Source organism: Marivivens aquimaris, assembly GCF_015220045.1.
GTDB lineage: Bacteria > Pseudomonadota > Alphaproteobacteria > Rhodobacterales > Rhodobacteraceae > Marivivens > Marivivens aquimaris.
This window is the reverse complement of record NZ_JADBGB010000001.1, coordinates 535,310-548,558: the sequence shown is the minus strand read 5'-3', so window position 1 is coordinate 548,558 and position 13,249 is coordinate 535,310. Positions and strand designations below refer to the sequence as shown.

Sequence of the window (13,249 nt, the reverse complement as noted above, 5' to 3'; positions counted from 1 at the left end):
CCGCCGTCATCGTCCCTCGCGGGATGTCCGACAACGCGCGCCACCTGGGGGGATGTCTGCTCGCTCGCGCGCCGGATCTTCTTGTTTGGAAGTGAGTGGCTGCCTGTATGAAACCTGCTCTGGTTTTATTGTTTTACCGCTGGGATCTGCGCCCTTTTGGGTCTTTGTCCCGCTTAGTCGTTACCAACTCACTTCCGATGTCTTGTTTGTGCCAAATGTGATGGAACCGAGCAACCATAAATTGGAACCACATGGAACTCAGTGGGATAGTTCGGGCCGATCACGGGGCCAACGCCAACATCACGGAATAGTGGGTTACGCCCCATATGGGCAGGTTGGGCAATTTTCACCCCATATTTAGTGCAGCACCCTGTGGATAACGCAGCGCGTGGTAGGTTCCAGAAAGTTCATAGAATTTTTTGTGGTGCATGATGGACACACCTCACCCCACTCCATGTTCTGCTTATGTTCTTGTTTTTGAGGTATTTATTCACGCCGCAGTGATTCGTACGTGAATCGAGTTCCATGCTGTTCGCGCAGATCCCCCGCATTTTTCGCGGCGAGTTCCAGACGGTTCCAGACCCCGAAATGACGAAGGCCGCCCGTTGTTCACGAGCGGCCCAGAAAGTTCCAGATACATAGAGAGTGGGTCAGACGATCCCGCCGTCAACGAGCCGCTTGGCGATCGCATTATAATGGTCGGCCATCGGCCCCTCTTTCGCAGCGACTGGCGTACCGCTGTCGCCTGCCAGACGGGTATCAAGGTCGATGGGCAGAGCGCCCAGCAGCGGAACGCCCAGTTTGTCCGCTTCAGCAGCGACACCACCATGGCCGAAGATGTGGCTCTCGTGACCGCAGTTCGGACAATGGAAGACCGACATATTCTCGATCAGGCCCAGAACCGGCGTTTTGAGCGTAGAGAACATATCGAGCGCCTTGCGCGCATCCAGCAGCGCCACATCCTGCGGAGTCGACACTACTATAGCGCCGGTAAGGTTAGTGCGCTGGCAAAGGGTCAGCTGGATATCACCCGTTCCCGGCGGCAGGTCGATCAGAAGAACGTCGAGCTCGCCCCACTTCACCTGCCCCAGCAGCTGTTGCAGCGCGCCCATCAGCATCGGACCGCGCCAGATGACGGCTTTGTCCTCCTCGACCATGAAGCCGATAGACATAACAGTGACACCGTGCGCGGTGAGCGGGTCGATATTCTCGCCGTCTTTAGAAGTGGGCTTCCCGCTGACACCCATCATGCGCGGCTGGCTGGGACCATATATATCAGCGTCGAGCAGGCCGACCTTCTTACCCTGCTTCGCGAGCGCCACCGCAAGGTTCGACGAAACGGTCGATTTGCCGACGCCGCCCTTGCCCGAACCGATCGCAATGATGCGCTTGATTCCCGGCACGCCCTGCGGACCGCCCTGCTGGGGCGTCGGGTGACGACCGATCTTGAGGTTCGGAGCTTGTTGTTGCTGGGTCGGCGCGGCGGCAGCGGGGCCATGCGCAGTCAGAATGGCTGTGACGGGAACGCCGCCCGATTCCGACTCGACGGCAGCGACGGCCGCAACGCGAACACCTTCGAGATTCTGCGCTTCTTGCGGCGAAGACGCCTCAATGATGAATCGAATCTGGTCCTTTGCAACTAAAAGGGCACGCACGAGATCGCGGGAAACCAGATTCCCGCCACCCGGCACAGAGACCGATTGCAGAATTTCGGTGACGCGGGCCTTATCCAGAGCCATGAGGGCCTCCATCGGTTTGCCTGTTTCCTGCGCAACCAAGCGCGTAAATGCCCGAGATTCAAGACAAACCGGTCCACCTACCCGCCCAATGCAACAGTTATGCGTAAAGCGACATGCTTTCCCATGCACTCGCTGCATGGCGGCATTGACCAAAGTCCCAATTGTGCAGTCGCAGCAAAAAACGCAAATTGAGTTCAACAACAGCGCAAGTCGCTAAGCGCCGGAAACGGCAAAAACGAAAAAGACGACGCTGCCCGAGCAGCAAAGGATGAGAGACGAAAATGGCATACGCAAACGACGCACGCGCCACTGGCTTTAACTTCTTCGGTTCGGTTTCGAACCTGAGCGCCACCTTGGCCGACCGCTTTGCCAAGTTCAAACTGTACCGCGCTACGATGGTTGAGCTGGAAAAGCTCTCGGATCGCGAACTGAACGACCTGGGCATCGCCCGCGCAATGATCAAGGGCGTCGCTATCGAAGCCGCCTACGGCGCGAACTAAAAGAATAGACTTCGGAACTTCTTCCTCCTCCCTGAAGTTCCGCTAACGATCCTCCCCTCCTCCTCCCTGTGGAGGATCGTGAAAAAAGCGGCAGCTCCTTTCTCCTCCCTGGAGCTGCCGCCTTTCGAAACAAAAGGTTCCGACCCTTCTCCTCCTCCCTAGGGTCGTGAAACTGGCGGTGACACTCGCTCCTCCTCCCTGAGTGTCACCGCACCCTAAATAGAATTGCGAACCGCTCTCTCCTCCTCCCTGAGCGCTTCGCATCCGAGGTCCGGCTCTCCTCCTCCCTGCCGGATCCTCCCAAAGCGGGTGCTCTTCCTCCTCCCTGAGCATTCGCCGAATAGAGCGGCGACACCCCTCCTCCTCCCGGGTGTCGCCGTTTTCTATTTTCAGGACATCTTTTTTGAAATCGGGTCGCGGTTAGCCGCGGTCGTCCTTCGTCGTTTCCATCACCATGTAGCTGGTGATCGAACGCACATGCGGGACGATGCCGAGTGTATCGGTGTGGAAGGACTTATAGGCGTCCAGATCGGCCACTTCGACCCGCAGGAGGTATTCGAACGCCCCTGCGATGTTGTGGCATTCCGTCACTTCGGGTGCGCGGGACATCGCGGTTTCGAAGTCACGCTGGGATTTCTGCGAATGTTCTGACAGGCCGACAGCCACGTAGACAGCAAATCCGCGGCCGGTCTGCTTCGCATCGAGCCGCGCGCGGTAACCCTTGATAACCCCGCGCTTTTCCAGCTCCTGCACACGGCGCAGACAGGCAGACGGAGACAGCCCGACTTTCTCGGCCAGTGCCAAATTACTGATCCGCCCATCTCTGGTGAGTTCGCGCAATATCTTGCGGCTTATGCTGTCTAAATCCGTCATACATTGCGAATTTACCCGGCGGCTGCACAATTACGCAATCCCATTGCGCGATGAGACGCGTATTTTCCGCCATTATGACTTACCAACTCCTCCTCTCCCTGATCGGCTTTGCATTCGTCAGCTCGATCACCCCCGGCCCGAACAACATGATGCTTATGGCGTCGGGCGCGAATTTCGGCCTTCGCCGCTCTGTACCTCACCTGCTCGGCGTGGGCCTTGGCCACAGCTTCCTGATCATCGTGCTCGGCCTCGGGCTGGTGAAAATATACGAAGCCTTCCCGACCCTTCAATTCATTATGAAATGGGGCTCCATCGCGTACCTCCTGTACCTGTCGTTCAAGATCGCGACCGCCGCACCGACCTCGCCGAAGGAACCGGAAAGCAAAGGCAAGCCGCTGACCTTCTTTCAGGCCGCAGCTTTCCAGTGGGTGAACCCGAAGGGTTGGATGATGGCGATTACGGCCATCACGAACTACACGGCGGACGAAACGCCGTTGCAGGTTCTGGCCGTGGCGCTGGTGTTTATGTGCACCAACTTCCCCGCCATCATGTTCTGGGCGGGCCTTGGTGTCCAAGCCCGCCGTTTTCTGTCGACGCCCGTGCGTCTTCGGATTTTCAACGTGACGATGGCGCTACTGCTCGTAGCGACGATCATCCCGATTCTGACACATCACTGAACGGCACAAGCCGCACGGCCTGCGTTCAACACTGGACGCAGCGCCGATTCCGGCGCCTGCTGCGACGCCAGATCAGTGAGGAAGTTCAGAAGCGCCACGGCTTGCGTCGCCGTCACATCGGGATCGTTCACGCGGCGGCGCACCGATTCTGCGATGCCCTTGCGGATCGTTTGCACAAACTCATCGTACATCGCGACAATTTCCGGATCTTTGCGCAACTCGCCTGTCGCCGACCGCAACAAATAGCACCCTGGCCAACCAGGAACCGCTGCCGCTTCTGCCACGTCCCAGAACGCACGGACCGCATCCTGCGAAGGATTGGCCAGCACGTCGGTCAGCGAACTCAGCACCGTGTCGCGGTAAAGCTTCATCGTCTGACGGACGAGAAGCTCTTTCTCCGGCCAAGTCGCGTAGAGCGCCTTACGGCTCATGCCCGTCGCTTCGACCAATACGTTATAGGAAGTGTCGTCTACGCCGCGCGACCAGAACTGGTACATTGCCTGTTCAAGCGCGGCTTTCTGCCGCTCAGTCAATTCCATGACTAATTAACCTCATTACAAATTACTCTTCACAACACCAAGAGGAACGAGCGTTCAACGAACCTAAAATGGAACGTCGTTCTCTTGACCAGCCGGTACGATAAACTTGGCGACGACCTTTTTCGATCCTGCCTTGTCGAATTCGATACCGAGCTTGTCCCCCTCGATATCCACTACTTCACCATATCCGAACTTCTGGTGGAATACCCGATCGCCAATCGTAAATGAAGAAGTTGCTGTTGCATCAATGGTTAGCCCCCTCGCCTCGATGGGTTGGGACATGCCGCGCGGGCCCTGATTGCGGTTCTGCATCCGCTTCCAGCCAGGCGAGTTGTAGACGTCGGCTTTTGAAGCTTTCTCGAATATCGTTGATTCTCTGGCCATAGAGAACGCAGGTGACGCGTTCATCGACATTCCGGCCGCGCCATATCCTCCGCCGTAGAGACCCGGAGGGGTAAGGACTTCGACGTTTTCTTCAGGCAGCTCGTCAATGAAACGGCTCGGCAACTGGCTCTGCCATTGCCCGTATACGCGGCGATTGGCCGCAAAGGAGATCGTGCAGACTGCTTCGGCCCGAGTGATGCCGACGTAGGCGAGACGGCGTTCCTCCTCGAGTCCCTTCATTCCGCTCTCGTCCATCGAGCGTTGGGACGGGAACAGACCGTCCTCCCACCCCGGCAGGAACACGGCAGGGAATTCAAGGCCCTTCGCCGCGTGGAGCGTCATGATGCTGACCTTCTCCTCCATATCCTCGGATTCGTTGTCCATGATCAGCGCAACGTGTTCGAGGAAGCCTTGGAGATTGTCGAAGTTCTCCAGCGCCTTGATAAGTTCCTTGAGGTTTTCCAGACGCCCCCCTGCTTCGGGCGTTTTGTCGTTCTGCCACATCGTCGTGTAGCCCGACTCGTCCAGAATCATCTCTGCGGTTTCGATGTGGGTGTCCGATTCCGCGACAACCTGTTGGTGCCAACGGTCGAGGCCGATGACCAACTCGCCCAGCGCCTTGCCGCCTTTACCTTTGATCGCGCCGGTCTGCACACAGAGCCGCGCGCCTTCGACAAGCGAAACGCCATTCGACCGCGCCATGCGCTGGATCGTCTGGACGGCTTTGTCACCGAGGCCGCGTTTAGGTGTGTTCACGATGCGCTCGAACGCCAGATCGTCGTCCTGCGAAACAGCTAGGCGGAAATAGGCCATCGCGTCGCGGATTTCCAAACGCTCGTAGAAACGCGGACCGCCAATGACGCGGTACGGCAGGCCGATGGTCAGAAAACGGTCCTCGAACGCGCGCATCTGGTGCGAGGCGCGGACCAGAATGGCCATGTCGTCGAGAGACACCGGCTCCATCCCCCGTGTGCCGCGCTGCATGGATTCGATTTCCTCACCGACCCAGCGGGCTTCTTCCTCGCCGTCCCAATGCCCGATCAAGCGAACCTTCTCGCCATCTTCACGGTCGGTCCAGAGCGTTTTGCCCAAGCGGCCCTTGTTGCCCGCAATCACGCCCGAGGCAGCGGCCAGAATGTGATGGGTCGAGCGGTAGTTCTGTTCGAGGCGGATGACGGTCGCACCGGGGAAGTCTTTCTCGAACCGGAGGATGTTGCCTACTTCGGCGCCGCGCCAGCCATAGATCGACTGGTCGTCGTCACCGACGCAACAGATGTTCTTGTGCGACGAGGCCAACAGGCGCAGCCAGAGGTACTGCGCAACGTTGGTATCCTGGTATTCGTCCACGAGCACGTAGCGGAAATACCGCTGGTATTGCTGAAGAATATCCTGATGCCGCTGGAAGATCGTGACCATGTGCAGCAGCAGGTCACCAAAATCGACGGCATTCAAATCCCGCAGGCGCGACTGGTATTCCGTATAAAGGCGCACGGCCTGACGGTCGAACGCGCCAGCCTCTGCGGTCGGCACCTGCTCCGGCGTCCACGCGCGGTTTTTCCAGCCGTCGATGATGCCGGCGAGCTGGCGTGCAGGCCAACGTTTCTCGTCCATGCCCGACGCAACAATCAACTGCTTCATCAAGCGGATCTGGTCGTCGGTGTCGAGAATAGTGAAGTTCGATTTCAAATCCACCAGTTCCGCGTGACGGCGCAGCAGCTTCACGCAGATGGAGTGGAACGTGCCGAGCCACGGCATCCCCTCGACCGTTTCGCCGAGCAAACGACCGACTCGGTCTTTCATCTCGCGGGCAGCTTTATTGGTAAATGTGACCGACAGGATTTCGTTCGGGCGGGCTTTGCCGGTAACGAGCAGATGCGCGATCCGCGTCGTCAGTGCCTTGGTTTTGCCCGTCCCCGCACCAGCCAGCATGAGGACCGGACCATCGAGAGCCTCGACCGCCTCGCGCTGGGCGGGGTTGAGGCCATCCATGTAGTTGGCTTGCTGGTTCGGGCGCGCGCCCATCATGGCACGCTGCGACAGGGACATTTCGGCCGCCTCGAAGGCGTCATCATCGGAGAAGCTGCTCATACACTATAAATAGCGGAGCCGCTCGCGATTTGAAAGCGTCTGTTCGACTTATGTTCTAGCTTTCGGCACTCTCGGTGTAAATTCTGCGTAAGCCGCCAACGAAGCGTTCATAGAGCGCAGTGAAGCTCTGGATTTCCTCGTCGGACCAGCCTTGGAAAATCTCTAACTGCTTGCGCCATTTGACTTCTTTGTATTGGCGGAAGGCCGTGCGAGCCTCGTCGGTCAGCACCAGAATGGACTTGCGCCCATCGTCCTGCGCCGCCTGACGCATCACCAACCCGCGCGAAATGAGGTCGGAGGCAATCCGACTCGCCCGCGAAGGGTCGATATTCATTTCTTCTGCCAGCGCCCCGATTGTCACCTGCTCGGGCGCATCGCGACCTATGCCCCAGCTGATGCGGTTGATGGCAGCCATTGCGGAGAACTGGATCGGATCAATGTCGAGCCCAATCTCGTCGAGGATACGGGTCGGGACATCGCCTTTGGTCGCGATCCGGTGCCAAGTGAAGTTGGCCGCATCGAACTGAAGCATGGCCTCAACCACTTCGGGACTGAAGCCGAGCTCCGCCATGAGAGCACGTACACTGGACTGATAATCTTCGGGGAAACGGGCGCAATTGTTCATATGTGTGATTTGCTACATCATTCTGCGCATGTCAACTATATGCCGCGCACATTTATGTGCGCTTGACATATAGTTGCCAAAGACCTAGAAATTACCCTTGAAGGCCCGCCCCTCCCTCGGGCCGAAAGGATTCCTATGACTTCTACAAACGTTAATGTATCGGACGAGAATGAGCGCCCCGCCTCGCGGAACCTCATCATCATGTCGATCGGTACGCTGCTGCTTCTCGCGGCGCTCGATCAGACAATCGTCTCCACCGCCCTTCCAACGATCGTCGCCGACCTCGGCGGCGTCGAACATCTGTCTTGGGTCGTCACCTCCTACATTCTGGCCTCGACCATTGTTGCGCCGCTTTATGGAAAAATCGGTGACCTCTATGGTCGCCGGAACACTGTTTTTGTCTCCGTTGGTCTTTTCCTGCTCGGCTCCGCGCTTTGCGGTATCGCCAACAGCATGACATTCCTTATTCTGGCCCGCGCTCTCCAAGGTCTTGGCGGCGGCGGCCTCTTCGTTCTTGCGTTGTCGGTTATCGGCGACGTCATTCCGCCGCGTGAACGCGGCCGTGTTCAGGGCCTTTTTGCCGCCGTGTTCTCGGTCGCATCGGTTGTTGGTCCGTTGCTTGGTGGCTGGTTCGTCGAAGCGTTCACCTGGCACTGGATTTTCTACATCAACATCCCGTTCGGCGTGCTTGCCGTCGTTGGCTTCGCTATCGCGTTCAAACCGACCGGTCGCCGCGTGAAGCACAAGATCGACTGGCTGGGTGCACTAACCCTGTCGCTGACCCTGGGCTCGCTGACGCTGGCAACTTCCCTTGGCTCGCAGCTTGGCTGGACATCTCCTTCGCTGATCGCGTTGATCGTGCTGGCAGTTGTATCGCTGATCGCTTTCGTCATGATCGAGCGCCGAGCACCCGAGCCGCTCCTCCCGCTTGGCCTGTTCAAGATGAACGTCTTCTGGGTCACCAGCGCGATGGGCTTTATTGTTGGTGCGGCCATGTTCGGCGGCGTCACCTTCCTGCCGATCTACCTTCAGGTCGCCAAGGGCGTGTCCCCGACCGTTTCGGGCTGGCTGCTCGTTCCGATGACCTTCGGCATTCTGCTCGCATCGACCACTGCCGGTCGCTACATGGGCCGCACGGGCCGCTACCGCCTCCTGCCGCTGCTCGGCACGTCGTTCATCATGATCGGCATGCTGCTGCTGTCGACCATCGGCCCCGACACCCCGAACGCACTGTTCGCTGTTTACCTCGCTATCTTCGGCGCCGGCATGGGTAGTATCTTCCCGGTCATCACCACTGCGGTTCAGAACGCCGTCAGCCGCGAGGTCATGGGCACCGCAACTGCAGCTGGCCTGATGTTCCGTCAGGTCGGTGGTTCGCTGGCTGTCGCGCTCTTCGGCACCATCTTTGCGGCCCGCATGGGGACCGCCCTGGGCGCTGATATGGAGATCGCGGGCGAGATCGGACCGCAAATGCTGAAAAATCTTCCGGTCGATATGCAGGCCCAAGTCGGAGAGGCAGTTGCTCAGGCGATCCACCCGATCTTCTGGATCGCTGCGGGCCTCGGAGCGGTCGGCTTCGTGATGGCACTCATACTGGAAGAGATCCCGTTGAAAAACAGGCAGGTTCCGGTTGCTGAGTAAGCGCCTCGTGTTAGCTTAATACGAAGAAACGCCCCGACTTTGCGTTGGGGCGTTTGCATATTTGCAATTCAATAGGTAGCAAAGATTTTCTGTTATCGCTAACAGCCTTAGAATTATATGGTTTACGCGGTCACTTAAACTTCATAAATCTTTGCTGCGACTGCAAAGGGGAGCCGCTGGACTATGGCCGATTTCAAGAAAATTCTTGTTGCCAACCGTGGGGAGATCGCAATTCGCATCATGCGGGCTGCGAACGAAATGGGCAAAAAGACCGTCGCGGTCTATGCCGAGGAGGACAAGCTCGGTCTGCACCGTTTCAAGGCAGACGAAGCGTACCGCATCGGTGAGGGACTTGGTCCCGTTGCCGCCTATCTTTCCATTCCTGAGATTATTCGTGTTGCCAAACTTTCGGGCGCCGACGCGATCCACCCGGGCTACGGTCTCCTGTCGGAGAACCCAGAGTTCGTGGACGCCTGCACCGAAGCCGGCATCACCTTCATCGGTCCGCGCGCCGAAACCATGCGCGAACTTGGCGACAAGGCCAGTGCCCGTAAGGTCGCCATCGAGGCTGGCGTTCCGGTCATTCCGGCAACCGAGGTTCTGGGCGACGACATGGACGCGATCCGCGCCGAGGCCGCTGAAATCGGTTACCCGCTGATGCTCAAAGCATCGTGGGGCGGCGGCGGTCGCGGCATGCGCCCGATCGAATCCGAAGGCGAGCTGGAAACCAAGGTCCTCGAAGGACGCCGCGAAGCTGAAGCCGCATTTGGTAACGGCGAAGGCTACCTCGAAAAGATGATCATCCGCGCCCGTCACGTCGAGGTACAGATCCTCGGTGACAAGCATGGCAAGATCTACCACCTGTGGGAACGTGACTGCTCGGTCCAGCGCCGCAACCAGAAGGTCGTCGAGCGGGCTCCTGCCCCCTATCTGACCGACACCCAGCGCGAACACCTCTGCAACCTCGGCAAAAAAATCTGTCAGCACGTCAATTACGAGTGCGCAGGTACTGTCGAATTCCTGATGGATATGGACTCGGGCGAGTTCTACTTCATCGAGGTGAACCCGCGCGTTCAGGTGGAACACACCGTCACCGAAGAAGTCACCGGCATCGACATCGTTCGTGCGCAGATCCTGATCGCCGAAGGCAAGAGCCTTGTTGAGGCGACCGGCTGCGCGAGCCAGTACGACGTTCAGCTCGACGGTCACGCACTCCAATGCCGCGTCACCACCGAAGACCCGTCGAACAACTTCATCCCCGACTACGGCCGTATCCAGACCTACCGTTCGGCCACCGGTCCGGGCATCCGTCTCGACGGCGGCACCGCCTATTCGGGCGCTGTCATCACCCGTTACTACGACTCGCTGCTGACCAAGGTCACCGCACGTGCGCCCACGCCAGAAATGGCGATTGCACGTATGGACCGCGCCCTGCGCGAATTCCGTATCCGCGGCGTATCCACCAACATCGACTTCGTGATCAACCTGCTGAAAAGCAAGACGTTCCTGTCGAACGAATACACCACGAAGTTCATCGACACGACGCCCGAGCTCTTCAACTTCAAGAAGCGCAAGGACCGTGCGACCAAGATCCTGACCTACATCGCGGACATCACCGTGAACGGTCATCCGGAAACGCAGAACCGTCCGCGCCCGCCTGCTGACGTGAAGCCGCCGAAAGCCCCCGTGCTCGCGGGCACCTTCACTCCGCCGAACGGCACCCGCACGATCCTCGATACTCTTGGGCCGGCGGCGGTCGTAAAGTGGATGAAGCAGCAGAACCAGCTGCTCATCACCGACACTTCGATGCGTGACGGCCACCAGTCGCTGCTCGCGACCCGTATGCGCTCGATCGACATGATCCGCGTGGCACCGACCTATTCGCAGAAGATGTCGCAGCTGTTCTCGGTCGAATGCTGGGGCGGCGCGACCTTCGACGTGGCCTACCGCTTCCTGCAGGAATGCCCGTGGCAGCGCCTGCGCGACATCCGCGAAGCGATGCCGAACATCATGACGCAGATGCTTCTGCGTGCGTCGAACGGCGTTGGCTACACCAACTACCCCGACAACGTGGTTCAGGCCTTCGTCAAGCAAGCCGCCGAATCCGGCGTCGACGTGTTCCGTGTGTTCGACTCGCTCAACTGGGTCGAGAACATGCGCGTCGCGATGGACTCCGTCATCGACTCGGGCAAGCTGTGTGAAGGCACCGTCTGCTACACCGGCGACCTTCTCGATCCGGCGCGCTCGAAGTACGACATCAAGTACTATGTCGGCATGGCCAAAGAGCTTGAGAAAGCCGGTGCGCACATCCTTGGCCTCAAGGACATGGCCGGCCTCCTGAAGCCCGCCGCTGCAACCCAGCTGATCACCGCGCTGAAGGAAGAAGTCGGCCTGCCGATCCACTTCCACACGCACGACACCTCGGGCGCTTCGATCGCCACCATTCTGGCCGCTTCGGCAGCTGGCGTGGACGTCGTGGACGCGGCCATGGACGCTCTGTCGGGAAACACTTCGCAACCGACCCTCGGCTCCATCGTCGAAGCCACCCGTGGCGGCGACCGTGACACCGGCCTCGATATCGCGGCGATCCGCGAGATTTCGAACTACTGGGAACAGGTTCGCGAACACTACCGCGCCTTCGAGTCGGGCCTCCAGTCGCCTGCCTCCGAGGTCTACCTGCACGAAATGCCGGGCGGTCAGTTCACCAACCTCAAGGCACAGGCGCGCAGCCTTGGCCTCGAAGAACGCTGGCACGAGGTCGCTCAGGCCTATGCCGACGTGAACATGATGTTCGGCGATATCGTCAAAGTGACCCCGTCGTCCAAGGTTGTCGGCGACATGGCCCTCATGATGGTCAGCCAGAACCTGACCCGCGAGCAGGTCGAGGACGCGAACACCGACGTTGTGTTCCCCGACTCGGTGATCGACATGATGAAGGGCAGCCTCGGTCAACCGCCGGGCGGCTGGCCGGAAACATTACAGAACAAGATCCTCAAGGGCGAAACTCCGATCACCGACCGTCCAGGTAAGCATCTTGCTCCGGTCGATCTGGAAGCCACCCGCGCGGATCTGTCCAAGCAGCTCGAAGGCAAAACCGTCGATGACGAGGACCTCAACGGCTATCTGATGTACCCCAAAGTCTTCCTCGACTATATGGGCCGTCACAAAACCTACGGTCCTGTTCGCACCCTGCCCACGAAGACCTTCTTCTACGGTATGGAGCCGGGCGAGGAGATCAGCGCGGAAATCGATCCGGGCAAGACCCTCGAAATCCGTATGCAAGCCGTGTCGGAAATGGACGACAAGGGCGAGGTCAAAGTGTTCTTCGAACTCAACGGCCAGCCCCGCACCATCCGCGTGCCGAACCGCGCAGCTGCAGGCACGACTGTTGTTCGCGCGAAGGCCGAACTCGGCAACCCGAACCACGTCGGCGCGCCGATGCCGGGCGTTGTGGCTTCCGTCGCAGCGCAGGCAGGTAAGGAAGTCAAAGAAGGCGACCTCCTCCTGACCATCGAAGCGATGAAGATGGAGACAGGCATTCACGCCGACAGGGACGCCACCGTCAAAGCGGTGCACGTCCAACCGGGCGGGCAGATCGACGCCAAAGACCTCCTGATCGAGTTCGAATAAGTGAAAGGCGCCCTCGGGCGCCTTTTTCATTTCCGGCCGTAGCCTCCACCGCGTAAGCGCCAAAAATTTTCGGCGCTTACGCTATTTTCCCCTTGCAGCCACCCCCGCGTTTTCATATCTCACGCCCACCGAAACGGTGCGGGCGTAGCTCAGGGGTAGAGCATAACCTTGCCAAGGTTAGGGTCGGGCGTTCGAATCGCCTCGCCCGCTCCATTTCGGTCTGACAACGGTGCGGGCGTAGCTCAGGGGTAGAGCATAACCTTGCCAAGGTTAGGGTCGGGCGTTCGAATCGCCTCGCCCGCTCCAATGTCAGACCCCGGACCGTAAGGTCAAAGCTCAGGTGCGGGCGTAGCTCAGGGGTAGAGCATAACCTTGCCAAGGTTAGGGTCGGGCGTTCGAATCGCCTCGCCCGCTCCAATCAAAACGCGGCGCCTTCGGGCGCCGCTTTTGTTTTCCGGCCCCGCGCTCCCTCACCTTTGTGCCGAAAATATCCCGGGGTGAATTGGCCGCAGGCCAAGAGGGGCAGCGCCCCTGTCCCCCAGAAAAGCTTGGC

The 13,249-nt window shown here is 59.2% G+C and carries 9 protein-coding genes and 3 tRNA genes; 7 read left to right on the top strand and 5 right to left on the bottom strand.

Features of this window, described 5'->3' with window-relative positions:
* Positions 1–650 precede the first annotated feature (650 nt).
* Positions 651–1,739 (bottom strand): Mrp/NBP35 family ATP-binding protein, encoded by a 1,089-nt coding sequence (locus IF204_RS02735; protein WP_194094472.1) that lies wholly within the window; start codon positions 1,737–1,739, stop codon positions 651–653.
* Positions 1,740–2,020: 281 nt separating this feature from the next.
* Here IF204_RS02735 and IF204_RS02730 point away from each other — a divergent pair, with 281 nt between their 5' ends.
* Complete coding sequence (locus tag IF204_RS02730; RefSeq protein ID WP_194094470.1) at positions 2,021–2,239, top strand: DUF1127 domain-containing protein; 219 nt, start codon at positions 2,021–2,023, stop codon at positions 2,237–2,239.
* A 420-nt stretch (positions 2,240–2,659) separates the two neighbouring features.
* Here the strand turns inward: IF204_RS02730 and IF204_RS02725 are convergent, their stop codons facing one another.
* Positions 2,660–3,112 (bottom strand): Lrp/AsnC family transcriptional regulator, encoded by a 453-nt coding sequence (locus IF204_RS02725; RefSeq protein ID WP_194094468.1) that lies wholly within the window; start codon positions 3,110–3,112, stop codon positions 2,660–2,662.
* A 74-nt stretch (positions 3,113–3,186) separates the two neighbouring features.
* On the opposite strand from IF204_RS02725, the gene IF204_RS02720 reads away from it, so the two are divergent.
* Positions 3,187–3,789, top strand: coding sequence for a LysE family translocator (locus IF204_RS02720; protein ID WP_194094466.1), 603 nt, complete (start codon positions 3,187–3,189; stop codon positions 3,787–3,789).
* On the opposite strand, the gene IF204_RS02715 is transcribed toward IF204_RS02720, so the two are convergent.
* From IF204_RS02715 to IF204_RS02705, 3 genes are all read right to left on the bottom strand, one after another.
* Positions 3,783–4,328 (bottom strand): TetR/AcrR family transcriptional regulator, encoded by a 546-nt coding sequence (locus tag IF204_RS02715; RefSeq protein WP_194094464.1) that lies wholly within the window; start codon positions 4,326–4,328, stop codon positions 3,783–3,785. The genes IF204_RS02720 and IF204_RS02715 overlap by 7 nt on opposite strands.
* A 63-nt stretch (positions 4,329–4,391) precedes the next feature.
* Positions 4,392–6,800: an ATP-dependent helicase gene (locus IF204_RS02710; protein WP_194094463.1), complete on the bottom strand. Its 2,409-nt coding sequence runs from the start codon at positions 6,798–6,800 to the stop codon at positions 4,392–4,394.
* 55 nt (positions 6,801–6,855) lie between these two features.
* Positions 6,856–7,425 carry a MarR family winged helix-turn-helix transcriptional regulator gene (locus IF204_RS02705; RefSeq protein WP_228069031.1) on the bottom strand — a complete coding sequence of 190 codons (570 nt, stop codon included), beginning with the start codon at positions 7,423–7,425 and terminating at the stop codon, positions 6,856–6,858.
* A 135-nt stretch (positions 7,426–7,560) separates the two neighbouring features.
* Between IF204_RS02705 and IF204_RS02700 the strand changes: the two genes are divergently transcribed.
* The 5 genes from IF204_RS02700 to IF204_RS02680 all read left to right on the top strand — a co-directional run bounded on the left by IF204_RS02700 (position 7,561) and on the right by IF204_RS02680 (position 13,113).
* Entirely contained in the window at positions 7,561–9,066 is a 1,506-nt protein-coding gene (locus IF204_RS02700; protein WP_194094462.1) for an MDR family MFS transporter, read from the top strand.
* A gap of 183 nt (positions 9,067–9,249) precedes the next feature.
* Positions 9,250–12,696 (top strand): pyruvate carboxylase, encoded by a 3,447-nt coding sequence (locus tag IF204_RS02695; protein ID WP_194094461.1) that lies wholly within the window; start codon positions 9,250–9,252, stop codon positions 12,694–12,696.
* Positions 12,697–12,834: 138 nt separating this feature from the next.
* Positions 12,835–12,909 (top strand) — tRNA-Gly (locus tag IF204_RS02690).
* A gap of 18 nt (positions 12,910–12,927) precedes the next feature.
* Positions 12,928–13,002 (top strand) — tRNA-Gly (locus tag IF204_RS02685).
* Between the two features lie 36 nt (positions 13,003–13,038).
* A tRNA-Gly gene (locus IF204_RS02680) sits at positions 13,039–13,113 on the top strand.
* Positions 13,114–13,249: the final 136 nt, after the last annotated feature.